The organism is Microlunatus aurantiacus (assembly GCF_039536605.1).
In the GTDB taxonomy this organism is placed as follows: domain Bacteria; phylum Actinomycetota; class Actinomycetes; order Propionibacteriales; family Propionibacteriaceae; genus Microlunatus; species Microlunatus aurantiacus.
This window is the reverse complement of the sequence record NZ_BAAAYX010000002.1, coordinates 288303-312055: the sequence shown is the minus strand read 5'-3', so window position 1 is coordinate 312055 and position 23753 is coordinate 288303. Positions and strand designations below refer to the sequence as shown.

The following is a 23753-nucleotide window of genomic DNA, read 5'->3' as shown; positions in this document are numbered from 1 at the left end:
CAACCCGGAACGGGTTGCCGTCCGTCGTCGTCGGAGCGCCCGAGATCAGTCGTCGCTGCGGTTCTGGTCCTCCCAGCGGTCTTCCTGGCGATCGCTGGCGTACTTCTGCTTGACGACGTCGGCGCCGGAGCCGCCGCTCACCTTGTCCGAGCCGGTGCCGCCCTCGACCAGGTCGCGACCGGAGCTGCCCCACAGCTTGTCGCGGCCGCTCTCGCCCTCGACGTGGTCGTTGCCGGAGCCACCCTTGATCGAGTCGTTGCCGGAGCTGCCCTCGAGGTCGTCGTGGCCGGAGCCTCCGTCGATCCAGTCGTTGCCGGACCCGCCGTCGACCTCGTCGTTGCCGGCGCCGGCGCAGATGACGTCGTTGCCGCCGTTGCCGTCGATCTCGTCGTGGCCACCGAGCGCGACGATCACGTCGCGGCCGCCGGTGCCCTCGATGTCGTTGTTGCCGTTGGTGCCGACGATGGTGGCCCGGTAGCCGTTGCAGGTGTAGGACGCCGCCTCGGCGCTCGGCGCGGAGAGGGCGGTCAACCCGAGGCCGAGACCCAGGGCGGCGGGGACGACGGCCCAGCGGGTGATGCGACGGGCGGTGGTGGTGATGGTCATGCCGAGCTCCTCTGCTTGGAGAGCGGGCCAGGTGCCCGTCTGAGGAAGATTCCACCGGTTCCCGATGAGACGCGGATGACGCCTGGATGAGGGAGGCCTCATCTGCATGAGGTCTCCCTCATTCGACCTCCGGAGCCCCCACCCTGAGAAACCACAGGGCCCTTCCCCCGAAGGGAAAGGGCCCTGCGTGCGTTCAGCGAGGAAGGTCAGTGCGAGTGACCGTGACCGGCGGCAGCCGGCTCCTCCTCCTCGGGCTTCTCCACCACGAGGGTCTCCGTGGTGAGCAGCAGCGAGGCGATGGACGCCGCGTTGGCCAGCGCCGACCGGGTCACCTTGACCGGGTCGAGCACACCGGCACCGAGCAGGTCGCCGTACTCGCCGGTCGCCGCGTTGAAGCCGTTGCCCGGCGTCATCTCGGCCACCTTGGAGGTGACGACGTAGCCCTGGTAGCCACCGTTCTCGGCGATCCAGCGGAGCGGCTCGGCCAGCGAGCGACGCACGATGCCGACGCCGACCTTCTCGTCACCGGTCAGACCGAGGTGACCGTCGAGAGCAGCGCCCGCGTGGATGATGGCGGAACCGCCACCGGCGACGATGCCCTCTTCGATCGCGGCCCGGGTCGCGGACACAGCGTCCTCGATCCGGTGCTTCTTCTCCTTGAGCTCGACCTCGGTGGCCGCGCCGACCTTGATCACGCAGACGCCGCCGGCGAGCTTGGCGACCCGCTCCTGCAGCTTCTCGCGATCCCAGTCGGAGTCGGTCCGCTCGATCTCGGCCTGGAGCTGCGCCACGCGGCCCTTGACCTCATCGCTCGAACCGGCGCCGTCCACCAGCGTGGTGTTGTCCTTAGTGACGACGATCCGACGAGCGCGACCCAGGGACTCCAGGCCGATCTGGTCGAGCTTCAGCCCGACCTCGGGAGCGACGACGGTGCCACCGGTGAGGATGGCGATGTCCTCGAGCATGGCCTTGCGACGGTCACCGAAGGCCGGGGCCTTGACCGCGACCGAGGTGAAGGTGCCGCGGATCTTGTTCACCACGAGGGTGGACAGGGCCTCGCCGTCGACGTCCTCGGCCACGATGAACAAGGTGCCGGACGCGCCGATGACCTTCTCCAGCAGCGGCAGCAGCTCGTTCATCGAGCTGATCTTGCCGGAGTTGATCAGGATGTACGGGTCGTCGAGGACGGCCTCCATCCGCTCCGGGTCGGTGACGAAGTAGGGCGACAGGTAGCCCTTGTCGAACTGCATGCCCTCGGTGAAGTCGAGCTCGGTGCCGAAGGTGTTCGACTCGTCGACGGTGATCACGCCGTCCTTGCCGACCTTGTCGAACGCGTCGGCGATCAGGGTGCCGATCTCGGCGTCCCGGGCGGAGATGGTGGCCACGTGGGACATGTCCTCGGTGGTCTCCACGTCCCGGGCGATCTCGCGCAGACGCTCGACGACGGCGGTGACCGCCGCGTCGATGCCCCGCTTGAGACCGATCGGGTTGGCGCCGGACGCGACGGCCTTGAGGCCCTCGTGCACGAGCGCCTGGGCCAGCACCGTCGCGGTGGTGGTGCCGTCACCGGCGACGTCGTTGGTCTTGGTGGCGACCTCCTTGGCGAGCTGGGCGCCGAGGTTCTCGTACGGGTCGTCGAGCTCGACCTCACGGGCGACGGTGACGCCGTCGTTCGTGATCGTGGGGGCTCCCCACTTCTTGTCGAGCACCACGTAACGGCCCTTCGGGCCGAGCGTGACCTTCACGGTGTTGGCGAGGATGTCGACGCCACGCTCGAGTGAGCGGCGCGCCTCCTCGTCGAACTGAAGGATCTTTGCCATGGGTTTCGTTCCTTACTTGGTGACGACAGCGAGGATGTCGCGAGCGTTCAGCAGCAGGAGGTCCTGGCCGTCGTACTTGACCTCGGTGCCGCCGTACTTGCTGAAGATCACGACGTCGTCGACGGAGACGTCGAGCGGGACGCGGTTGCCGTTGTCGTCGATCCGCCCGGGACCGGTGGCGAGCACCTTGCCCTCCTGCGGCTTCTCCTTGGCGGTGTCGGGGATGACGAGGCCGGACTTGGTGGTCTGCTCGGCCTCGAGCGGCTTGACGAGGATGCGATCCTCGAGCGGCTTGATCGTGGTGGACACGTTCAAACCCCTTTCAGTTGGAGTGCGTGTGTGTACGAGTACGGTGGTCGGTGCGTCGTCGCGGGTGCCGCCTCGACCGTTGGCACACTCCAGGGGAGAGTGCCAAAACGACATTAGCACTCCCCTTTGGTGAGTGCCAGCACCAGCCTGTGAAGCAGCCAAGACCTCGTACGGGTACGACCCAGGGCCCGGAACCCGCGCCCCCGCGGCGGGTCAGAACAGCTTGCGGAGCTGCTCGTTCAGGGCCAGCACGGCCATGAAGCCGAAGAACACCGTCGACCAGACCAGCGCCGCCACCCGGTAGCTGCGGACCTTGATGCTGTCGGGCAGGGCGGTGCGGTTCATCACCAGCAGCAGGATCGAGTAGATGAACATCATCACCCCGGCCGTGCAGCCGGAGATGACCAGCAGCACCAGCGGCTGGTCCAGACCCGCGAGCAGGATGGCGATGCCGATACCCACGATGGCCAGCACCAGGTAGGTGTAGAGCCGGCTCTCGGTGATCTCCCGGTCCCGCAGGTAGGTCGACTTGAGCACGTCCGCCATCAGCCGGGTGGTGTAGTCCACGATGCCGACGGCGGCGGCGAACAGGGAGAACGCCCCGATCGCCCAGAACAGGACGGCGAACCAGCCACCGACGACCTCGGCCAGCACCTGACCCTCGACCTGCAGGAAGCCGATGTTGTTCTCCACGTCGTCGCGGCCGTAGAGGGTCGCGCGCGCCAGCAACGACGTCGCCGTGATGGTCAGGATCGTGATCAGCACGAAGGTGGCCAGCTGCTCGACGTTGGCGAACTTCCACCACCGCTTCCAGCGGTCCCGGTTCTCGGCCGTGTCCCGGAAGACGTACGCGCCGACGAACCGGGCCGCGTGCTTCTCGCCGGTGATCGGGGAGACCAGGCTGGGCACGTGGGCACCCATGCCGAACCCCTTGTCCCGGATCCAGTTGCTCTGGCAGAGGTTCTGCCCACCGCCGGCGCCCGCGTACGCGATCGCGCCCATCATCAGCGCGAAGCCGAGCTCGGCGGGGAACCGGCCGAAGTTGGTGACCGCCTGCGGCAGCTCCGCCCAGGTGTCGCCCTTGACGACCAGGGCGAGAGCGAGGATGAAGAAGCCGCCGATCAGGATCACCTTGACCGTCAGCAACCGCTCGAGGGCGACGTAGATGCGCGGTGCGAGCGTGAGGATGAGCGCGACGACCACGAGGATGCCGATGGCGATCCACCGCGGCGTCCCGCCGAAGATGTACGACAGCATGGCCGCCGAGCTGGTCGCCCAGCCGGGCCACAGGTTGGCGAAGTAGGCCATGATCGCGAACACCAGTCCCCAGTGCCGCCCGAGCCGGTTGAAGCCGGTCAGGGCGGTCTCCCCGGTGGCCAGGGTGTAGCGCTCGATCTCCATGTTGAGGAACCACTGGGTGAGCACGCCGACGACGGCACCCCAGAGGAAGACCAGGCCGACCTGGCTGGCGATGTAGGGCCAGAGGATGAACTCGCCGGACGCGAGCCCGACGCCGGCTCCGACGATGCCGGGCCCGATGACCTTCAGCCAGCCGGAGGGTGGTTCGGGCAGATCGGCGACCTTGGGTGGTCCCAGGTGCTTGGTCCGCAGTCGGAACCCGGTCTCCGCCGGGTCGACGTCGAGGACCTTGCCGATCGAGGTGTCACTGGACATGCGCACGCCTCCTTGGGTGCCGCCGGTCCGCCCACCGTAGGGCCACCGGATCGACCTGTGAACCCTGACGCTCCGGACGGTGGACGTCAGCTGCGGTGACGCACGCGGGTCAGGGCCTCCTGGGCGACCCAGTGGCGACTGGAGTCGGGGGCGGTGATCTCGCAGACCAGGGTGTCGTCGATGACGGAGGTGGCCCGGATCACCGACACGTGCGAGGGCGGGATCTTTTTCCCGTCGTCGAGCGCGATCGGGGCAGCGGGGCGGACGACCGTGCCGACCGCGAGCGGCTTCGGCTTCAGCAGCCACATGATGATGAGCAGGATGGGACCGAGGATGATGCCGAGCACCAGAAACAGCCGGTCGTCGTAGCCCTTCCGCCGGGCGTCCCAGGCGGCCGCGATGCCGGCGGCCACGTAGAGCGCGACCAGCAGGGCATCGGTCATGACGCCGGACCGATGATCAGGCAGCTGCTGCTGGCGGTCGCGACGACAGCGCCCGCGGCGGTGCGCACCTCACCCTCGGCGAAGGCCACCCGCCGCCCCGGCTTGGTCACGTGACCGTGCGCGGTCAGCGTCCCACTGGCCGCGCTGACCGCCCGCAGGTAGCTCACCTTGAGCTCGATGGAGGTGTAGCCCACCCCGGCCGGGAGCTGGGTGTGCACCGCGCACGCGAGCGCGGAGTCCAACAGGGTGCAGACCAGACCGCCGTGGATGATCCCGATCGGGTTGTACTGCGACTCGTGCGGCTCGCAGCTGAACCAGGCCTCGCCGTCGGCGATCCGCGTGAGGGTGAAACCCAGGGTCTGGGCGATCGGCGGGGGCGGCAGCCGGCCCTCGATCATGGCGGACAGGTAGTCCCGTCCGGCCAGCTCCCGCCCCGCCAGCGCGCCGACCGACGGGTCGTGCCAGGTGACCTCCCGGCGGCGTTCCTCGCCCCAGGGGATCTCGGCCTGTTCGGTCGGGGGTTCGGCGGACATGGAGGGGAGCCTACTGAGAGATCGCGACGAACCCCGGCGCAGAACCGCGGCGGTACCCCGCCGGCGGGTCCCGGTCAGTCCTGGCGGAGGCGCCTGACCGCCAGCAGCAGCGTGCCGGCCTCACCCCGGGTGAGGACCACCGTGGCCGACGCGCTCCCCCGCAGCTTCAACCGCCTCCGCAGCACCGCCGGGTCGAGGTCGAGGCCCCGCTTCTTGATCTCCAGCGTGCCGACTCCCCGGTCCCGCGCCCAGTGCCGCAGTGCCTGCTCGGTGTACGGGTGGACCTCGAGCACCTCGAACGCGGTGGCGAACGGCGTGGGTCGCACGTGCTCCGCGGTCAGGTACGCGAGGTCGGGGTGGAGGCGCCGGGCGCCGAGCTCGGCCCCCAGCTGGGCGAGTCCGCCGGCGCGGGTGACGGCGCCGGCCGGCTCGTAGAGCACCGTCCCGACCGGTCCCACCGGCAGCTCCGCGGTGGTGGGGTCCACGACCAGTCGGTCGTCGGGCAGCAGCAGCGCCACGCGGGCGTCCGGTCGGACCCCGGCTCCGGACCACAGACCGACCTCGACGGTGTCCCCGCGCTCGCTCACCCACTCTGCCTCGACCCCGGGCGGGATGACCCGGTGCGGCAGACCGGGTCCGAGCTTCACCCCGGCCACCCGGTCACCGGTGAGCAGCGACTCCACGAACGACCACGCCGGGCTCAGGTCCTCCAGCCGCCAGCTCCGGCCCCGCCCGGTCCGGCGGGCCGGGTCGGCGTAGGCCGCCACCCCCGAGGACAGCAGCCGAGGCGCCAGCTCGACCGCGTCGCCGACCAGCACCTCGGCCCGGTCGGCGAGATTGGCCTGCGCGACCGAGGCCGTCTCCGGATCGGCCTCGACCGCGACCACCTCCAGGCCGGCGTCCAGCAGCGCGAGGGTGTCCGCGCCGATGCCGCAGCCGAAGTCGACCACCCGGTGTACGCCCGCGGCGGCGAACCGGTCGGCGTGGTGCGCCGCGACCGCCGCCCGGCTGGCCTGCTCCAGCCCCGCCCGGGTGAACAGCATCCGGTCGGCCCGCTCCCCCAGCTTCGCGCGGGCCGACCGTCGGAACCCGGTCTGGGTCAGCGCGGCGGCCGCCACGTCGGGCGGGAACCGTGACCGCAGGGCGGTCGCGGCGGCCAGGCTGTCCGGGTCGGCTTGCGCGGCCGCGGCGGCCAGGGCCTCGACCCCGGTGGGGGTGGCCAGCAGGTGGGTCTCGGGTCGCCTCACAGGCAGATGCGGCTGACCGGCAGCCGCGAGTCCGCGCCCAGGTCGAGCGGCGAGGGCGGTAGACCGGCGGTCACCACCGCCGACCCGAGCGCCGCGATCATCGCCCCGTTGTCGGTGCACAGGACGGGTGGCGGGGTGCGCAGCCGGACACCGGCGGCGGCGGCCCGCTCGGCCAGCAGCTCGCGCAACCGTCGGTTGGCGGCGACCCCGCCGCCGATCAGCAGGTCGGTCGCCCCGGTGGCGGCGCAGGCGTCGATCGCCTTGGCGCTCAGCACGTCGCAGACCGCCTCCTGGAAGCTGGCGGCCACGTCGGCGGTCGGCACCGGACGCCCCTCGGCCTCGGCCGTCTCCACGTAGCGGGCCACGGAGGTCTTCAGCCCGGAGAAGGAGAAGTCGAAGCGGTGCCGCTCCAGGTCGCGCCGGCTGGTCAGGCCGCGCGGGAACGCGATCGCCGTGGGGTCGCCGTCGGCGGCGGCCCGGTCGATGTGCGGTCCGCCGGGATAGGGCAGCGAGAGCAGCCGGGCCACCTTGTCGTACGCCTCCCCTGCCGCGTCGTCGATGGTGCTGCCGAGCTCGGTGATGGAACGGGCCACGTCGTCGACCTGCAGCAGAGAGGTGTGCCCACCGGACACGAGCAGGGCCAGACACGGTTGCGGCAACGGGCCGTGCTCGACCAGGTCGACGGCGACGTGTCCGGCCAGGTGGTTGACCCCGTACAGGGGCTTGTCGAGCGCGAAGGCCAGGGCCTTGGCGGCCGCCAGGCCGACGACCAACGCACCCATCAAGCCCGGCCCGGCGGTGACGGCGATGCCGTCGATCTCGGACAGGTCGATGCCGGCGGTCTCCTGGGCCCGGCGCAGGGTCGGCAGCAGCGCCTGCAGGTGGGCCCGGCTCGCCACCTCGGGCACGACCCCGCCGAACCGGACGTGCTCGGCGACGCTGGAAGCCACCTCGTTGGCCAGCAGCGTCGTGCCGCGCACCACCCCGACCCCGGTCTCGTCGCAGGAGGACTCGATGCCCAGGATCAGCGGGCCGCTCATCACGCAGTCTCCTTCGTCGGCGGGGCGTGGTCGGGCGGGGACCAGGCGGGCAGGTCCCACAACCGCAGGATCAGCGCGTGCCGACCCGGCCCGTAGTAGTCGTCGCGCGCGGTCAGCTGCTCGAAGCCGAGCCACTGGTACAAGGCGATGGCGGGGTCGTTGTCCCAGGCCACCTCCAGCATCACCGAGCGGGCGCCCGCGTGCCGGACCGCTGTCAGCCCGGCGACGACCAGGGCCGCACCCACCCCCTGACGTCGGTGTCGGGGCGAGACGACCAGCCGGTGCAGGTCGGCGACGTCCGCCACGGTCTGCAGGGCGATCACGCCGACCGGCACGTGGCGGCGGGCCAACAGCGTGGTGCGGCCGTCCCCCAGCAGCTCGCCCTGCCAGCTGCGCTCGCTCCACTGCTCGCTCGGGGTGAAGCCGGCGACCTCCAGACCCATGATCCCGGGCAGGTCGTCACGCCGGGCGGCGGCGATGCTGACGCCGGGTCGGTCGGCGCTCATCCGCGTCCCCGCCGGACCAGCACGGACTTGCGCCGGCCCGGTTCGGCGGCGTCGGGGCGTCGCAGGTAGAGCGGTTCGACACCCGCGTCGGACAGCCGGGGACCGACGGTGGCCAGGGTCGCCGGGTCCAGGGCGGTCGGGCCCGCCGCGACCTGCAGCCGGTCCTGGTAGAGCAGCGTGCCGGGGCCGACGGTGGGCAGCCGCGGCACGTCGTCGGCCGGGCTCACCGAGGGTCCCTCGAGCCGGGTGCCGTCGACGGCGTAGCGGGCCCAGTAGACCTCCTTGCGGCGGGCGTCGGTGACCACGACGAACTCACCGCCGGCGTCGGCGGCGGCGTACGAGGCAGCGATCACATCCAGGGTGCAGACGCCGCGCAGTCGGGCGCCGGCGATCTCGGCCAGCACCCGGGCGGTGACGATCCCGACCCGCAGACCCGTGTACGGCCCGGGGCCGAGACCGACGACGACATCGGTCAGCTCGGTGGCGGAGATCCCGGCTTCCCGACACACCTGGCGGATCAGCGGGGTGAGCTGCTCGACGTGGGCCATCCGGTCGGCGACCTGGCCGAGTCCGACGATCCGGCCGTCGACGGCCAGGCCGACGCAGACGACGGTGGCGGTGTCGATACCGAGGACGATCCGGTGGGGGGTGTGCTCGGGCTGGCTCGTGGTCTCCGGCACGGGGGTCTCCGGCACGGGGGTCTCAGGCACGGGGGTCTCAGGCACGGGGGCTCCCCGTGCGCAGAGCGGTCAGGTCGACCTGGGACCAGCGCTCGCCGACCGGTCGCAGGATCACCCACCGGCTGTCGGCGTGGTCGCCCGCCACGACGGCGGCCGACCGACGGATGTCGATCTCCAGCCGGTGGTCGGCCAGGCCCTCGGCCAAGCCGGCGCCCCACTCCACCACCGTGACCGCGCCGGCGGCGGTGGCGTCGAGATCGAGGTCGTCGAGCTCCTCGGCGCTGCCGAGCCGGTACGCGTCCACGTGCACCAGCGCCGGTCGGGAGGACCGGGACGGATGGATCCGGGAGAGCACGAACGTCGGCGAGATGACGGCCCCCTCACTGTCCAGGCCCCGACCGATGCCCTGGGTCAGGGTCGTCTTCCCCGCCCCGAGGTCGCCGCTGGCGATCACCAGGTCCCCCGGTCGGAGCAGTCCGGCGAGCCGGACCCCCAGGTCCTGCATCCGCTCGGCGGTGGGCACCTCGAGAGCCACCGGCAGCGGCCGGGCCAGCACGACGCCGTTGGGCGCGAGCCGATCGATGTCGAACCCCCGGTGCTGCCAGAAGGCGATCAGCTCGGTGAACTCCTCCCGGGCGAAGAGCTCGGCGGTGGCGAAGCCGAGCTCGGCCGCGTGGTCGAGGGCCGCATCGACCATGGCCGTGGCGATGCCGTGCCGCTGGAAGTGCGGGTGCACCGAGACGCGGTGCCAGCTCACCACCCCGGGCCGGTCGGCGACCGGGTGCACCAGGATGCAGCCGGCGGGAGCACCGTCCACCGTCGCGTAGATCCCACCGCCGGCGGCGAGCTGCGCCTCGATCGAGGCGGGTGTCTCCTGGACCGCGGTGGAGGGTGGGTCGAGCGGGGGCCGGGCGCCGAACGCGGCGTGGATCACGTCGACCATCCCCGGCGCGTCGGCATCGGTGGCCACCGACACCACGAGGTCGGCCACGGAGATGTTCACCGTCGGAAGGCTAGTCGTCGCGACCGAAGATCCGGCGCAGTGTCCGCGACGGCACCTCCGGCCGCCGGCGTCTGTCCTGCCGGCGCCGGCCCCGCCCCACGACGGCCCCGCTCAGGCCGGACCGAGCAGGGTGCGACCGTCGTCGGTGAGCACCCAGAACGGGTTGTGCGCGATCTCCCACGGATGGCCGTCGGGGTCGATGAAGATGCCGGAGTAGCCGCCCCAGAAGGTGCTCGCGCCCGAGCGGCCGACGGTGCCGCCGGCCCGCTCGGCGGCGGCCAGCACCTCGTCGACCTCGGCGGGGGTGCTGACGTTCTGGGCGAGAGTCACCCCACCCCAGCCGCCGGGATCCTCCACGGCGGAGTCCGCGGCGAGCTCGGCCCGACTCCAGAGCGCCACCACCAGGCCACCGGTCTGGAAGAACGTGACGCCGTCGGCATCGCGGTTGGCCTGCCAGCCGAGCTCCTCGTAGAACCGGGTGGCCCGTTCGAGATCGGACACGCCCAACGTCACCAGACTCAGTCGCTGCTCCATGGGCCGGACGCTAGTGGGACGGTCCGACACGACCCCGACGGGCCCCGGAAACGAGCCGACGCCCCGTTTTACTCGGTGACGCCCCCTGTGCAGAGGGGGCGTCACGTGGTGAAACGGGGCGTCAGCGGTTGTCGCTCAGGCCGGACAGGTGTCCGTCGGTGTCGGTGTCAGTCCGTCAGTAGCGCGGACGACGGCCGGCGGAGCCGCCGCGGAAGTTCCCGCGACCGCGGTTGCCCTGTCCGGGGTGACGCTTGGCGGCCCGAGCCGGCGGCGCGACCAGCTTCTCGAACTCCTGCTGGGACACCGCCGGGCCGCTGGGGACCCGGGAGCCGGTGGCGGCCACCACGAGGGTGTCGCCGGGCTCGGCGTTCAGCGGGACGGTCTGGACACCGGCCTGGCGGGTGAGGCGCTCGACCTCGCGACGCTGGTGCGGCAGGGCCAGGGTGACGACGACCCCGGTCTCGCCGGCCCGGGCCGTACGACCGGCGCGGTGCAGGTAGTCCTTGGGGCCGGCCGGCGGGTCGACCTGGAGGACCAGACCGATCTCGTCGACGTGGATCCCGCGAGCCGCGACGTCGGTGGCCACCAGGACGGGCAGTCGGCCGTCCTTGAAGGCGCCGAGCATCCGCGCCCGTGCGCCCTGGGTCAGTCCACCGTGCAGCGCACCGGCGAGCACGCCCGCCTCGCGCAGCTGCTCGGCGACCCGGTTGGCCCCGAGCTGGGTGCGGACGAAGATCACCGTACGGCCGTCCCGACCCGCGATCTCGGCGGTGACGGTGGCCTTGTCGGAGGGCCGGACGAGGAGCACGTGGTGCTCCATCGAGCCGACGCTGGCCTGGGCCGAGTCGACCTCGTGGGTGACCGGGTCGGCCAGGTAGCGCTTGACCAGCCGGCTGACGGCCCCGTCGAGCGTGGCCGAGAACAGCAGCCGCTGTCCCCCGGCCGGCACGGTGTCGAGGATCTGGGTCACGGCGGGCATGAAGCCGAGGTCGGCCATGTGGTCGGCCTCGTCCAGCACGACGACCTCGACGCGCGTCAGGTCCGCGGCACCCTGGTCCATCAGGTCGATGAGACGGCCCGGCGTGGCGACGACGATGTCGACGCCCCGCTCGAACGCCTTGAGCTGCGGGCCGTACGGCATGCCGCCGGCGACCAGCGTGAGGCTGAGGCCCTGGATGCGGGCCAGCGGGGCCAGCACGTCGGCCACCTGGAGGGCGAGCTCGCGGGTCGGGACCAGCACCAGGGCCCGGGCGCAACCCGAGGGGGCGTTGGACCCGGACAAGGTGGTGATCATCGGCAGACCGAAGCCGAGCGTCTTGCCCGAGCCGGTCTGACCGCGGCCCAGGACGTCCCGGCCGGCCAGGGCATCGGGGATGGTGGCGGTCTGGATCGGGAACGGCTGGGTGATGCCGCCGGCGTGCAGGGCCGACACCAGGGCCTTCGGCAGACCGAGCTCCGCGAAGCCACCGGAGGTCGGCAGCGCGGTGGTCGACTCGGCAGCGGTCGACACGTCCTGCGACGGCGCCTCCCAGCTCATCTGGTCGGACTCGGGTGCGCTGGACTCGGCGCGGCCGCGATCCGGACGGTCGGAGCGCTCGTAGCGAGGACGGTCGTCGGACCGGCGGTCCTGCTGCCGCGAGCGGTCGAACGACGGACGGTCGCTGCCCGACCGGTCATAGGACGGACGATCCGAACGGGAACGGTCGAACGACGGACGATCACTGCCCGACCGGTCGTACGACGGACGATCCGAACGGGAACGGTCGAACGACGGACGATCACTACCCGACCGGTCATAGGACGGACGATCCGAACGGGAACGGTCGAACGACGGACGATCACTGCCCGACCGGTCATAGGACGGACGATCCGAACGGGAACGGTCGAACGACGGACGATCACTGCCCGACCGGTCGTACGACGGACGATCCGAACGGGAACGGTCGAACGACGGACGATCACTGCCCGACCGGTCGTCACGACGCGGACGGTCGGCGCCGTTGCGGTCGAAGGAGCGCGAACGGTCGTCGCGGCCCCGATCGTCCCGGCTCCGGTCGCCGCGGTAGCCGTTGGTGGGGCGGTCGTTGGTGGGGCGGTCAGAGCGGTAGCCGGTGGACGGCCGGTCGCTGCGCTCGTAGCGAGGACGGTCGTCGCGGTCGTCGCGCTCGTAGCGCGGGCGGTCGCTGCGGTCGTACTGCCGGGGACCCGAGCTCCGGGTGTCGGAGCGCTGGCCGTCGCGACGGTCGAAGCCCCGACCTTCGGAGCCTCGGTTGTCGCTGCTCCGGTTGTCGAAGCTGCGACCCTGCGAGCGGGGCGAGTCGGAGCGGGGGTCCTCGTACTGACGACCCGAACTGCGGCGCGGCGGGCGGTTGGACTCACGGCGCTCGGCCGCCGACCAGCGCTGCTTCGGGGTGCCGTCGGCCTTCACGCTCTTGGCCTTCTTGCCCTTGCTGGAGGTCGACTTGGGGTTGTGGGCGCGCGCGGACGCACCCGAGGTCTTGCTGGACATCTCGGTCTCACTTCTGGCCCTGGAGCGGGCTGGTTGGTAGGCACGTCAACGGCCATGGACTTCACAACCAGCTGGGCGGGAGACGAACCTTCGGTGCCGTCGTCGGCACACTTGCGGCCCGAAGCGGCAGATCACCGATCCGGGAGATGCCATCGTATCAGGATTCCGGAAGTCGGCCCCACCGCGGGGAGCCCTGTGGTAGTGCTCACACAATAGGCGCGCCGTCGCGCCCGTGAGCGCTCGCTAGTCGAGGTGGCGGCGGGCCCTGGTGATCAGGTCCGCCAGCACCTCGTTGAAGATCTCGTGGTGCTCGATGATGCCCATGTGCCCGCAGTCGGGCAGTCGGCGGACGTCGGCCCCGGGCAGCAGCTCGATGATCTTGTCGGTGTGCTTGATCGGGGTGATGGCGTCGTCCTCTCCCCCGATCACCGCCGTCTCCACGGTGGCCAGCACGTTGAAGGCGTCGTACTCGTCCAGCTCCGCGAAGGCCGGGTAGAAGTCGCTGATCACCGACATCGGGGTCTGCCCGAGCATCTGGTTCATGAACTCGACGTAGCTGGGTGGCACGTCGGAGCCGTACGAGCCCTTCTTGGTGAACACGAAGCTGAGGTCGGAGCCGGCCGTCCGGCCCCGCTCGACCACCTCCGGGATCCTGTTCAGGGCCGCCATCGTGGGCTGCACGATCCGCCCGAAGGCTCGACCCGGCAGGCCACGGATCGGGGAGTAGTCGGCCATCTCGCCGGCCGCGGTGGAGAACAGGGCCACCCCCTGGACCCGGGTCCCGAACAGCTCGGGACGGGTCAGGGCCAGGTGCATGATCGTCATCCCGCCCATCGAGTGCCCGACGAGCACCACGGGTCCGTCGCCGACCACCTCGTCGAGCACCTGGAGCAGGTCCTCCGCCAGCTGCGGCACCCGGCAGAGCTCGCTGTCCGAGCGCCCCGACCGGCCGTGCGAACGCTGGTCGTACAGCACGATCCTGATCGTGTTCCGGTAGTGCTTCCGCTGGAAGTGCCAGCAGTCCAGGCTCAGCGCGTAACCGTGGACCAGCACCAGGGTGAGCGGGTCCTCGGCGCCCGCCGGTGAGTCGCCGCCGTCGCCGGGCAGCTCGTCGACCTCGGTGTGCAGCCGGACACCGTCCGGGGTCACCACGTCCGGGCCACTGGACCGCAGGGAGAAGAACGGCTCGTCGTCGACCTCGTCGCGCTCGGCGTGCAGCCGCTTGGAGACGATCCGGCGCTCGAGCTCCAGGCCGAGGGCGACCCCACCGCCTGCCAGCGCCAGCACGCTGGCGGCCAGACCGAGGACCCCGGCCCGCTTGCGTGCCGGACCGGAGGAGCTCGACGAGCTCAGCCCGGACAGGGCGGAGGCGGCCACGGCCGACGTGGCCACACCGGCCCTCGGCGCCGGCACCTTCGGTGCGGCGGTCCTCGAGGCCGGCACCTTCGGCGCGGCAGTCCTCGAGGCCGGCGCCTTCGGTGCGCCGGCGGCGCTCGACCGGTCGGCGCGCGCCGCGTCCCTGGCCCGCCTGCTCCTGGCGGCGGCCCGCTCACCGTCAACCATGATCACGTTCCTCTCCGCGGTGGTAGATGCGAGGCACCCGACCGCCGATCCGGGTGACGATCTCGTAGCCGATGGTCCCGCACCAGGCGGCCCAGTCGGCGGCGGTCGGCTCACCATGATCACCCGGCCCGAACACGGTGATCTCGTCGCCGACCTCGGCCGGGGTGCTCGGGTCGCCGAGCTCGATCACGAACTGGTCCATGCAGATCCGGCCGCGGATGGGTGCCCGTCCACCGCGCCGGCCGACCTCGCCGGTGTTCCCCGCGTGTCGGGGGATCCCGTCCCCGTACCCCAACGGGACGAGACCGAGCAATGTCGACCGCTCCGTGTGCCAGGTGTGGCCGTAGGAGACCCCCACGCCGGGCTCGACCACCTTGACCTGGGCCAGCTGCGCCCGCAGCCGCATCACCGGGCGGAGCCGGACCCCTGCGAGCGCGGCCACGCCGACGTCGGGATCGATCCCGTACGCGGCGATGCCGACCCGGACCAGGTCGAAGTCCTGCTGGGGCAGCAGCAACGCGCCGGCCGAGTTGCTCAGGTGCCGCAGGCTCGGGGTCAACCCGGCTTCCCGCGCGATCTCGTACGCGGCCTCGAACGCCTGTTGCTGCGCCGCCACAGACGCCGCGCCGGGTTCGTCGGCGGCGGCCAGGTGCGACCAGATGCCGACCACCTCCAGCCGGCCCAGCTGCTCGGCGTGCCGGGCCGCCGCACAGACCTGCGGCCAGTCCGCCGCGGTGGCTCCGTTGCGGGACAACCCCGTGTCGATCTTGAGATGGACCCGCGCGCGGCGATCCAGCGACGCGGCGCTGCCGGCGACCCGGGTGATCTGTTCGGGCGACTGGGCCGAGAGGTCGACGTCGGCGGCGACCAGCGGCCCGAGGTCGGTGTCGGGGCCGTAGAGCCAGGCCAGCAGCCGCCCGCGGTCCCCCGCTCCCCGCAGGGCCAGCGCCTCCTCGGGGGTGGCCACCCCGAGCCACTCGGCTCCCGCCTCGCGGGCCACCCGGGCGCACTCGACCATCCCGTGCCCGTAGGCGTCGGCCTTCACGACCACCATCACCGCCGTGGGCGCGACGTGGGTGCGCAGGGTCTCGATGTTCGTCGCGAAGGCGTCGAGGTCGATCACCGCCGACGCGGTCCGCGGGTCCAGGTACGGGCTCACCGGTGCTCCCCGCGGCGCCCACCCGGTCCCCGGCCCAGCTCACCGATCACCGTGGCGCAGTGCCGGGCGAGCTCCTGCGGTGGCAGCGGCCCGACGAACCGGGCAGCGGTCATCGCCTGCACCGAGGCCGCCAGCACTGCAGCCGTCCGGGCGCCGACCCCCGCGGCCAGCACCGCGGCGCACAGACCGCCGAGCACGTCGCCGGAACCGGCCTGCCCGGTCCAGGCGGGGCCGGGGACGGCCACCTCGACCGTCTCGGTCCCGGCTGTCGCCACCAGCTGGGTGGCCCCCTTCAGCAGGACCGTCGCGCCGGTGCGATCGGCGGCGGAGCGCACGGCGGCCACCGGGTCGGCGGTCACGTCGCCGCGCTCACACTGGAGCAGGCGGGCCAGCTCGCCGGCGTGCGGCGTGAGCAGGACGGTGCCGGGCAGGCGGTCCGGTAGGTGGCGCAGCCCGTCGGCGTCGATGACCAGCGGCAGTCCCGAGGCCACCCGGTCGGCTACCGCACGGTCGCCGTCAGCGCGCTCGCCCCAACCGGAGCCGACCAACCAGCACTGCACCCGGCCGTCGCCGAAGACCACGTTGGGCAGGTCCCGGGCGATGATCTCCGCCGACCGCTGCGCCCCGAGGAAGCGGACCATCCCGGCCCCGCCGTAGACGGCGCCGTGCGTGGAGAGCACCCCGGCCCCGGGGTAGGCGTCGGAGCCGGTGTCGAGGCCGACGACCCCGCGGGCGTACTTGTCGCTGGTCGGTCCCGGGAACGGCCAGTGGGTGGCGACGTCGTCGGGGTCCCAGGCGGCCAGGGCGGGGACGGTGCCGCCGAGGTCGAGACCGATGTCGACCAGCTCGATCCGGCCGCACCGGCTCGCGGCGGGCTCGATCAGGTGCCCCGGTTTGTAGCAGCCGAAGGTGACCGTCCGGGTGGCGTGCACGGACCCGGACGGGGCCTGTCCCGTGTCGGACACCACCCCCGAGGGCAGGTCGACGGCCAGCACGGGGAGGCCGCGGACGGTGGCGGCGGCGGTCAGGGCGAGCACGTCGGCAGGTAGCCCCGGACGGCCGCCGATCCCGAGCAGCCCGTCCACGACCAGGTCGACCCCGGCCAGGTCGTCCACGCTCAACCCACCGCCGTCGACCAGTCGTCCCCCGGCCGCCAGCAGGGCCGCCAGGCCGTCGGGGTGGGGGCGACCCAGGGCCCGGACGGCGGTCACCGAGCACCCCCGGCGTGCCAGTCGCTGGCCGGCGTACAGGGCGTCGCCGCCGTTGTTGCCGGGGCCGACCACGATCATCACCCGGGAGCCGTAGACCGTGCCCCGGGTGCGGGCCAGGAGATCGGCGGCTCGCCCGGCCAGCCCGTGCGCCGCGCGCTGCATCAGCGTCGCCTCACCGACCGTCGCCATCGTGGCGTTCTCCAGCGCCCGTGTCTGGGCCACCGTGTACGCGTACCGCACGGACTATCCCTCGCAGACGACCATCGCCGACGCGATGCCGGCGTCGTGGGACAAGGACAGGTGGACGGTGCGCACGCCCAGTGCCCGGGCCCGGTCCTGGACGGTGCCGGTGATCACGAAAAAGGGTCGTCCGCCGCTGTCGGTCTGCACCTCAGCATCGTGCCACGACATCCCCGGCGGTGCGCCGAGCGCCTTGGCCAGCGCCTCCTTGGCCGCGAACCGGGCGGCGAGCGACGCCATCGAGTGCGCCGCCTCGAGCGGGGTGAACAGCCGCTCCACCATCCGCGGCCGGCGCTCGACCGCCTCGGCGAAGCGCCGGACGTCGCAGACGTCGACGCCGATCCCGATGATCATGACGCGGGGCTGGTCACGGGAGGGAGGTGAGCACGATCAGCACCCGGACCGACCGGCGGCGCGGCCGCAGCACTCACTCGACCGTGACGGACTTGGCCAGGTTGCGCGGTTGGTCGACGTCGTGGCCCTTGCGGGTGGCCAGCTCGCAGGCGAACACCTGCAGCGGCACGATGGCCACCAGGGGCTGCAGCAGGGTCGGCACCTTCGGCAGCGTGATCATCACGTCCGCGTACGGAGCCGCGACCTCATCGCCCTCCTCGGCCAGCACGATCGTCCGCGCCCCGCGGGCCCGGATCTCCTGGATGTTGGAGATCACCTTGTCGTGCACGAGATCGCGACCCGGGGGCGGCATGACCACGAAGACGGGCAGCTGGTCCTCGATCAGGGCGATCGGCCCGTGCTTGAGCTCGCCGGCCGCGAAGCCCTCGGCGTGGATGTAGGCGAGCTCCTTGAGCTTCAGTGCTCCCTCCAGCGCCACCGGGTAGCCCACGTGCCGACCCAGGAACAGCACCGAGGGCGCGTCCGCGAAGTCGGCGGCCAGCTGCAGCACCCCGTCCAGGTCGCCGAGCTGCCGCTCGATCGCTGCGGGGATCTTGTCCAGCTCGTCGATCAGCAGCGCGATCTCGTCGGAGAACTTGGTGCCGCGCACCTGCGCCAGGTAGAGCCCGAGCAGGTAGCAGGCCACCAGCTGGGTCAGGAAGCCCTTGGTCGAGGCCACCCCGATCTCAGGACCGGCGTGGGTGTAGATCACCGCGTCCGACTCCCGCGGGATGGTGGAGCCGTTGGTGTTGCAGATGGCCAGCACCTTCGCCTTCTGCTCCCGTGCGTGCCGGATGGCCATCAGCGTGTCGGCGGTCTCCCCGGACTGGGAGATGCTGACCACCAGGGTGGTCGGTCCGACGATCGGATCGCGGTAGCGGAACTCGCTGGCCAGCTCGACCTCGCACGGGATGCGGGTCCAGTGCTCGATCGCGTACTTGGCCACCATGCCGGCGTAGAAGGACGTGCCGCAGGCGATCACGATGATCTTGTCGACGGCCCGCAGCTCCTCCGGCGCGATCCTGATCTCGTCCAGTCGCAGGGCCCCCGAGGCGTCGTGCCGGCCGAGCAGGGTGTCGGCCACCGCCTTGGGCTGGTCGTAGATCTCCTTGCGCATGAACCAGTCGAAGCCACCCTTCTCGGCGGCCGAGAGGTCCCAGGACACGTGGTAGGGGTGGACGGTGGCCGGCTCGCCGTCGAAGGTGATGACCTCGACCGAGGTCGGCGTGATCGTCACGACCTGGTCCTGGCCCAGCTCGATGGCCTCCCGCGTGTGCTCGATGAACGCGGCCACGTCGGAGGCCAGGAAGTTCTCCCCCTCCCCGACGCCGACCACCAGGGGGGAGTTGCGACGAGCCGCCACCACGGTGTCCGGCTGGTCGACGTCCACCGCCACCAAGGTGAACGCGCCCTCGAGCCGGTTGCAGACGATCCGCAGCGCCTCGGTCAACCCGACTCCGGTGGTCACCGCCTGCCCGAGCAGGTGGGCGGCGATCTCGGTGTCGGTCTGGGACACCGGGACGATGCCGTCGGCCGCGAGCTCGGCCCGCAGCTGCGCGAAGTTCTCGATGATGCCGTTGTGCACCAGCGCGACCCGGCCGTTGGCCGACGCGTGCGGGTGGGCGTTGGTGTCCGTCGGACCACCGTGCGTGGCCCACCGGGTGTGGCCGATGGCCAGGCCGCTGACCGGCAGCGGGGCGTCGGACAAGGCCTTCTCCAGGTTGGCCAGCTTGCCGGCCCGCTTGGTCAGCGCCAGTCGGCCACCGGCGACGACGCAGACCCCTGCCGAGTCGTACCCCCGGTACTCCAGTCGTCGGAGCCCGTCGACCACCACGTCCACCGCCGACTTGGGGCCCGCATATCCGACGATTCCACACATGGCGGACACTCTACGGCGTCGCCGACGCCTGATCGGGCTGTTCGACGAGCCCCTCACCGTGCCTCCGGGACCGCCTGTCGAGACGAGGCGAGCAACCCGCACTCAGCCGTGATCGACCAGCAGGCGGCGGGCAGGTGAACCGCTAGGGTTCCGGGTGTGACAGCAGGCCACACCGGGCACGTCGCTGGGCCGTACCTCGAGCGGCGTCGCGCCGACTGGGCCGAGCTCGCGGCGTCCGCCCCGATGACCCTCGACTCCGCCACCCTGCTGCGGCTGCGGGGGCTGAGCGACCCGACGAGCCTGACCGACGTCCGCGAGGTCTACCTGCCGCTGACCGGGTTGCTCAGTCGCTACGTCCGCTACACCGGCGAGCTGCACGCCGCCACCAACGGCTTCCTCCAGCTCTCCTCGGCCCGGACCCCGTTCGTGATCGGGGTCGCCGGCTCGGTCGCCGTCGGCAAGTCGACCACCGCCCGCCTGCTCCGCGAGCTGCTGGCCGCCTGGCCCGAGCACCCGCGGGTCGAGCTGGTCACCACTGACGGCTTCCTGTTCCCCAACGCCGAGCTGGAGCGTCGCGGCCTGATGCACCGCAAGGGTTTCCCGGAGTCCTACGACCGCCGCGCCCTGCTCCGCTTCGTGATGGACGTCAAGTCAGGCGCGGAGGCGGTCAGCGCCCCCGTCTACAGCCACCTCGTGTACGACATCGTGCCCGACGCGCGGGTGCAGGTGCAGCGTCCCGACATCCTCATCGTCGAGGGTCTGAACGTGCTCCAACCGGCCCGGGTGCGCGCGGACGGCACCACCGGGCTGGCGGTCAGCGACTTCTTCGACTTCTCCGTCTACGTCGACGCCGACCCGTCCGACGTCCGCCGGTGGTACGTGTCCCGGTTCCTCTCCCTGCGGGACACGGCGTTCCGTGATCCGCGCTCGTACTTCTCCCGGTTCGCCGACCTCACGCCCGACGAGGCCGTCGCCCGGGCGGAGTCGCTGTGGGACACCATCAACGGCCCCAACCTGGCCACCAACATCCTGCCCACCCGCGGCCGGGCCACCACGATCCTGCGCAAGGGCCCCGACCACCGGGTCGAGTGGGTCCGCATCCGCAAGGTCTGACCCAGGCCGCAGCACCACCCCCCGAGCCGGGTGCTGGGGTGGGCGGCTGGGCGGGAAGATCGAGCAGAGATCTCGGGCACCGACGTATCAGGGCACCGGCTCCGGTCTCCTGTCCATCGAGTCCGTTCACCCGGGGCCGGCCAGAGGTTGCGCAGCCGACCGAGCGATGCGGGACGGACCCGCGCAACGCCAGGATTCACGACGGTCGGATGCGGCCCACCGATGGGGGTTGGGCCGCATCCCTCCGACGCTCGCTGACGGCGGCCGGACCGACCCCGCTGGTCTGCTGCCGGGACGGGACCGGTCACGCCCGGACATGCGCGGGCCCTACTCTCGCGGCCATGAGCACTCCCCGTCACGGATCCAGGCCCTTCGACATCACCGCCGGGGCGGCCATCAAGCTCGGCTTCTTCGCCGCTCTCGGCGCCGCCGTCTTCAGTCTCGCGCTCACCGTCGTGGCGGGGGCGCTCGGGCTGCTCCTGGCGCTGCTCTTCGGCACCAGCCTGCTCGGTCTGCTGGACCGCTGAGGGCGGCGCCGCCGGGTTCGCCGACCCGAACCGACCCGATCGCCCGAGCGTCTGTGAGCACGCTGTCAGTTCCTTCGAGCCCCACCAGATTGGCGTTCGAGGCCGGGTGCGGGGTAGCGTCGGCAGCGCCGACACCGTTGTCAGGACCAGTGATCCCCACCCTGACGAGGACGAAACGTGCTCCAGACCGATCCCGGTGGCGACAGCCCCGACCTCGAGCGGCAGTTCGAGCGGGTGGTGGACGCCCTCACCCTCAGGTTCGACGGGCTGCACGAGCCGACCACGGTCGCCCGAGTGGTGCAGGACGCCCGCCGGGAGCTCGAGCGGCAGGCTCGGATCACCACCTACCTGCCGGTGCTGGCGACGAAGCGGGCCGTCGACCGGTTGACCGGGGTCTGAGGCGGTCGGCCGGCCGGGCGGAGCGGGGCGGCGAGATCTCCTCCGGTCGGCGGTATCAGCCCGATCGGAGCTGTCTCCAGACCATCGAGTCCGTTCACCCGGGGCCGGCGACAGGTTGCGCAGCCGACCCACCGATGCGGGACGGACCCGCGCAACGCACGATCCGCAGTGGTCGGGGCGGCCCCAGCCGGGGGCTGGCCGCCATCCCACCGGCGCTGTGGGAGACGTGGCAGGGAGATCTCGGTGGCCGAGCGAGTCGGGGGACTCGGTGGAACACCGCAGCGCACGTACGGGACCGATCACCTTCCCGGGTGATCGGTCCCGACGCACGTCATCGGTTCAACGGTCCGTGCTCGGTCGATACGTGACCGGTGGTCGACGTGGTGGCCCGGGGGTCGAAATGAGCGCCGTCGGGCCGGACCCCGGTGCTGACGAGCTAGAGGGCGAGCCGCTCGCGGACGACGTCCGCCAGGTGCCGAGCGACCTCGTCGGCCCGGTCCAGGGTCTCCGCCTCGACCATCACCCGGACCAGGGACTCGGTGCCCGACGGACGCAGCAGCACCCGCCCCGTGCGACCGAGCTCGTTCGACGCCGACTCGACGGCCGCGGCGAGCACCGGGTCGGTGTCGGCGCGAGCCTTGTCCACCCCGGGGACGTTGACCAGCACCTGCGGCAGCCGCACCATCACCGAGGCGAGGTCGGCCAGCGAACGGCCGGTCGAGGCCATCCGGCTCATCAGGTGCAGACCGGTCAGCACGCCGTCGCCGGTGGTCGCCCACTTCAACAGCACCACGTGACCCGACTGCTCACCACCGAGGGAGTAGCCGCGGGCGTGCATGCTCTCCAGCACGTAGCGGTCGCCGACCTTCGTCTGCTCGACGGCGATCCCCTCCGCCTCCATGGCCCGGAGGAAACCGAGGTTGCTCATCACGGTGGCCACCACGGTGTCCTGGGCCAGCTGGCCGGACTCCTTGAGGGCCCCGGCCAGGACGGCCAGCACCTGGTCGCCGTCCACCGTTCGACCGGTCGCGTCCACCGCGAGACAGCGATCGGCGTCCCCGTCCAGGGCGATCCCGAGATCGGCGTGGTGCTCGATCACCGCGGAGCGCAGGGCGTCCATGTGGGTGGAGCCCGCGTCCTCGTTGATGTTGGTGCCGTCGGGCTCCGCGTGGATCCGGATCACCGTGGCTCCCTGCGACTCGAAAGCCGCCGGCCCGGTCTGGTAAGCGGCCCCGTTCGCGCAGTCGACCACCACGGTGATGCCTTCGAGGCTGACCGGGTGCTCCAGGCTCCCCACCAGGTGGGCGATGTAGGACTCGGTCAGGGCCAGGTCCTCACGGACACGGCCGACGGCGGCACCGGTCGGTCGGGACCAGCGCTCGCCCAGTCGACCCTCGATCGCATCCTCGAGGGCGTCGTCGAGCTTGGTGCCGCCACGGGCGAAGAACTTGATGCCGTTGTCCGGCATCGGGTTGTGACTGGCCGACAGCATCACGCCGAAGTCGGCGCCCGTCGACGCGGTCAGGAACGCGACCCCGGGAGTGGGCAGCACGCCCAACCGCACCACGTCCACCCCGGCGCTGGCCAGCCCCGCGACCACCGCCGCCTCGAGGAACTCCCCCGAGGCCCGCGGGTCGCGACCGACGACCGCGAACGGACGGTGACCGCTGAACTCGCCGGCCTCCGAGAGCACGCGGGCGGCAGCCAGCGCGAGATCGAGAGCCAGCTCCGGCGTCAACGCCTCGTTCGCGACCCCCCGGACACCGTCGGTGCCGAACAGTCGACCCATCGTGAGGGCTCGCCTGCGATCAGCGCTTGCTGTACTGAGGAGCCTTGCGGGCCTTCTTCAGACCAGCCTTCTTGCGCTCCTTGATGCGTGCGTCGCGGGTCAGCATGCCGGCCTTCTTCAGGGCGGGGCGGCTGGCCTCGGCGTCGACGGAGTTCAGCGCCCGGGCGATGCCCAGCCGCAGCGCGCCGGCCTGGCCGGTCACCCCGCCGCCGTGGATCCGCGCGATGACGTCGTAGGAGCCCGGGACCGCAGCGGTCGAGAAGGGCTCGGAGACGATCTGCTGGTGCACCTTGTTCGGGAAGTAGTCCTCCAGGGTGCGACCGTTGATGGTCCACTGGCCGCTACCGGGAGCGATCCGGACCCGGGCGACAGCCTCCTTGCGACGGCCGGTGGCGCCGGCGGGCGCGACGACGGCCGGGCGGCCCGTGGCGCCGGGGCCCACCTGGGCGGCGGCCTCGGACCGGTAGGCGATCTCGCGGTCGCCCTCGGTGAAGGGGACGACCTCGTCCTCGGCGATCTCGGTAACGGTGTCAGACACTGATGCGATTCCTTGCTGTGGTCACTGGTTCCAAGAGC

At 71.9% G+C, this 23753-nt stretch carries 23 protein-coding genes; 3 read left to right on the top strand and 20 right to left on the bottom strand.

The window, feature by feature from the left end:
* Positions 1–45: 45 nt before the first annotated feature.
* From ABD714_RS01625 to glmS, 18 genes are all read right to left on the bottom strand, one after another.
* Positions 46–606, bottom strand: a complete 561-nt coding sequence (locus ABD714_RS01625) for a calcium-binding protein (protein ID WP_344810514.1) — start codon at positions 604–606, stop codon at positions 46–48.
* A gap of 206 nt (positions 607–812) precedes the next feature.
* The gene (groL, locus tag ABD714_RS01620) at positions 813–2426 is read right to left on the bottom strand and encodes a chaperonin GroEL (RefSeq protein ID WP_344810513.1); all 1614 of its coding nucleotides are present in this window, start codon (positions 2424–2426) and stop codon (positions 813–815) included.
* Positions 2427–2438: 12 nt separating this feature from the next.
* Positions 2439–2735 (bottom strand): co-chaperone GroES, encoded by a 297-nt coding sequence (gene groES / locus ABD714_RS01615; protein ID WP_344810512.1) that lies wholly within the window; start codon positions 2733–2735, stop codon positions 2439–2441.
* Positions 2736–2948: 213 nt separating this feature from the next.
* Positions 2949–4409 (bottom strand): Nramp family divalent metal transporter, encoded by a 1461-nt coding sequence (locus ABD714_RS01610; RefSeq protein ID WP_344810511.1) that lies wholly within the window; start codon positions 4407–4409, stop codon positions 2949–2951.
* A gap of 86 nt (positions 4410–4495) precedes the next feature.
* Entirely contained in the window at positions 4496–4852 is a 357-nt protein-coding gene (locus ABD714_RS01605; RefSeq protein WP_344810510.1) for a hypothetical protein, read from the bottom strand.
* Entirely contained in the window at positions 4849–5385 is a 537-nt protein-coding gene (locus tag ABD714_RS01600; protein WP_344810509.1) for a PaaI family thioesterase, read from the bottom strand. The genes ABD714_RS01605 and ABD714_RS01600 overlap by 4 nt, the downstream gene beginning before the upstream one ends.
* A gap of 74 nt (positions 5386–5459) precedes the next feature.
* Positions 5460–6632, bottom strand: a complete 1173-nt coding sequence (locus tag ABD714_RS01595; protein WP_344810508.1) for a class I SAM-dependent methyltransferase — start codon at positions 6630–6632, stop codon at positions 5460–5462.
* On the bottom strand, positions 6629–7672 hold the full coding sequence (tsaD, locus tag ABD714_RS01590) for a tRNA (adenosine(37)-N6)-threonylcarbamoyltransferase complex transferase subunit TsaD (protein WP_344810507.1): 1044 nt from the start codon (positions 7670–7672) through the stop codon (positions 6629–6631). The genes ABD714_RS01595 and tsaD overlap by 4 nt, the downstream gene beginning before the upstream one ends.
* Positions 7672–8178 (bottom strand): GNAT family N-acetyltransferase, encoded by a 507-nt coding sequence (locus tag ABD714_RS01585; RefSeq protein WP_344810506.1) that lies wholly within the window; start codon positions 8176–8178, stop codon positions 7672–7674. The genes tsaD and ABD714_RS01585 overlap by 1 nt, the downstream gene beginning before the upstream one ends.
* Complete coding sequence (gene tsaB, locus ABD714_RS01580) at positions 8175–8816, bottom strand: tRNA (adenosine(37)-N6)-threonylcarbamoyltransferase complex dimerization subunit type 1 TsaB (protein ID WP_425562339.1); 642 nt, start codon at positions 8814–8816, stop codon at positions 8175–8177. The genes ABD714_RS01585 and tsaB overlap by 4 nt, the downstream gene beginning before the upstream one ends.
* 79 nt (positions 8817–8895) lie before the next feature.
* Positions 8896–9861, bottom strand: coding sequence for a tRNA (adenosine(37)-N6)-threonylcarbamoyltransferase complex ATPase subunit type 1 TsaE (tsaE, locus tag ABD714_RS01575; RefSeq protein ID WP_344810505.1), 966 nt, complete (start codon positions 9859–9861; stop codon positions 8896–8898).
* A gap of 111 nt (positions 9862–9972) precedes the next feature.
* Positions 9973–10395, bottom strand: a complete 423-nt coding sequence (locus ABD714_RS01570) for a VOC family protein (RefSeq protein ID WP_344810504.1) — start codon at positions 10393–10395, stop codon at positions 9973–9975.
* Between the two features lie 175 nt (positions 10396–10570).
* On the bottom strand, positions 10571–12904 hold the full coding sequence (locus ABD714_RS01565) for a DEAD/DEAH box helicase (RefSeq protein ID WP_344810503.1): 2334 nt from the start codon (positions 12902–12904) through the stop codon (positions 10571–10573).
* Positions 12905–13147: 243 nt separating this feature from the next.
* Complete coding sequence (locus tag ABD714_RS01560) at positions 13148–14467, bottom strand: alpha/beta fold hydrolase (RefSeq protein ID WP_344810502.1); 1320 nt, start codon at positions 14465–14467, stop codon at positions 13148–13150.
* A complete protein-coding gene (gene alr / locus ABD714_RS01555) occupies positions 14460–15626 on the bottom strand; it encodes an alanine racemase (protein WP_344810501.1) in 1167 nt (388 codons plus the stop codon). Before alr ends, ABD714_RS01560 begins: the two co-directional genes overlap by 8 nt.
* Positions 15623–17077: a bifunctional ADP-dependent NAD(P)H-hydrate dehydratase/NAD(P)H-hydrate epimerase gene (locus ABD714_RS01550; protein ID WP_344810500.1), complete on the bottom strand. Its 1455-nt coding sequence runs from the start codon at positions 17075–17077 to the stop codon at positions 15623–15625. Before ABD714_RS01550 ends, alr begins: the two co-directional genes overlap by 4 nt.
* Before the next feature lie 3 nt (positions 17078–17080).
* The gene (locus ABD714_RS01545; RefSeq protein ID WP_344810499.1) at positions 17081–17431 is read right to left on the bottom strand and encodes a holo-ACP synthase; all 351 of its coding nucleotides are present in this window, start codon (positions 17429–17431) and stop codon (positions 17081–17083) included.
* A gap of 73 nt (positions 17432–17504) precedes the next feature.
* Entirely contained in the window at positions 17505–19349 is a 1845-nt protein-coding gene (gene glmS / locus ABD714_RS01540) for a glutamine--fructose-6-phosphate transaminase (isomerizing) (protein WP_344810498.1), read from the bottom strand.
* A 156-nt stretch (positions 19350–19505) separates the two neighbouring features.
* Between glmS and coaA the strand changes: the two genes are divergently transcribed.
* The 3 genes from coaA to ABD714_RS01525 all read left to right on the top strand — a co-directional run bounded on the left by coaA (position 19506) and on the right by ABD714_RS01525 (position 21388).
* A complete protein-coding gene (coaA, locus tag ABD714_RS01535; protein ID WP_344810497.1) occupies positions 19506–20462 on the top strand; it encodes a type I pantothenate kinase in 957 nt (318 codons plus the stop codon).
* Positions 20463–20803: 341 nt separating this feature from the next.
* Complete coding sequence (locus ABD714_RS01530; RefSeq protein WP_344810496.1) at positions 20804–20989, top strand: hypothetical protein; 186 nt, start codon at positions 20804–20806, stop codon at positions 20987–20989.
* Positions 20990–21166: 177 nt separating this feature from the next.
* On the top strand, positions 21167–21388 hold the full coding sequence (locus ABD714_RS01525; RefSeq protein WP_344810495.1) for a three-helix bundle dimerization domain-containing protein: 222 nt from the start codon (positions 21167–21169) through the stop codon (positions 21386–21388).
* 436 nt (positions 21389–21824) lie between these two features.
* Here ABD714_RS01525 and glmM read toward each other — a convergent pair whose 3' ends face one another.
* Positions 21825–23177 carry a phosphoglucosamine mutase gene (glmM, locus tag ABD714_RS01520; RefSeq protein WP_344810494.1) on the bottom strand — a complete coding sequence of 451 codons (1353 nt, stop codon included), beginning with the start codon at positions 23175–23177 and terminating at the stop codon, positions 21825–21827.
* A gap of 19 nt (positions 23178–23196) precedes the next feature.
* Positions 23197–23715 (bottom strand): 30S ribosomal protein S9, encoded by a 519-nt coding sequence (rpsI, locus tag ABD714_RS01515; RefSeq protein ID WP_344810493.1) that lies wholly within the window; start codon positions 23713–23715, stop codon positions 23197–23199.
* Positions 23716–23753 lie beyond the last annotated feature (38 nt).

Coding starts and splice junctions, on each gene's coding strand:
- ABD714_RS01625 (WP_344810514.1), bottom strand. CDS start 606: ATGACCATCACCACCACCGCCCGTCGCATCACCCGCTGGGCCGTCGTC.
- groL (WP_344810513.1), bottom strand. CDS start 2,426: ATGGCAAAGATCCTTCAGTTCGACGAGGAGGCGCGCCGCTCACTCGAG.
- ABD714_RS01610 (WP_344810511.1), bottom strand. CDS start 4,409: ATGTCCAGTGACACCTCGATCGGCAAGGTCCTCGACGTCGACCCGGCG.
- ABD714_RS01605 (WP_344810510.1), bottom strand. CDS start 4,852: ATGACCGATGCCCTGCTGGTCGCGCTCTACGTGGCCGCCGGCATCGCG.
- ABD714_RS01600 (WP_344810509.1), bottom strand. CDS start 5,385: ATGTCCGCCGAACCCCCGACCGAACAGGCCGAGATCCCCTGGGGCGAG.
- tsaD (WP_344810507.1), bottom strand. CDS start 7,672: ATGAGCGGCCCGCTGATCCTGGGCATCGAGTCCTCCTGCGACGAGACC.
- ABD714_RS01585 (WP_344810506.1), bottom strand. CDS start 8,178: ATGAGCGCCGACCGACCCGGCGTCAGCATCGCCGCCGCCCGGCGTGAC.
- ABD714_RS01570 (WP_344810504.1), bottom strand. CDS start 10,395: ATGGAGCAGCGACTGAGTCTGGTGACGTTGGGCGTGTCCGATCTCGAA.
- ABD714_RS01565 (WP_344810503.1), bottom strand. CDS start 12,904: ATGTCCAGCAAGACCTCGGGTGCGTCCGCGCGCGCCCACAACCCCAAG.
- ABD714_RS01560 (WP_344810502.1), bottom strand. CDS start 14,467: ATGGTTGACGGTGAGCGGGCCGCCGCCAGGAGCAGGCGGGCCAGGGAC.
- ABD714_RS01545 (WP_344810499.1), bottom strand. CDS start 17,431: ATGATCATCGGGATCGGCGTCGACGTCTGCGACGTCCGGCGCTTCGCC.
- glmS (WP_344810498.1), bottom strand. CDS start 19,349: ATGTGTGGAATCGTCGGATATGCGGGCCCCAAGTCGGCGGTGGACGTG.
- ABD714_RS01530 (WP_344810496.1), top strand. CDS start 20,804: ATGAGCACTCCCCGTCACGGATCCAGGCCCTTCGACATCACCGCCGGG.
- glmM (WP_344810494.1), bottom strand. CDS start 23,177: ATGGGTCGACTGTTCGGCACCGACGGTGTCCGGGGGGTCGCGAACGAG.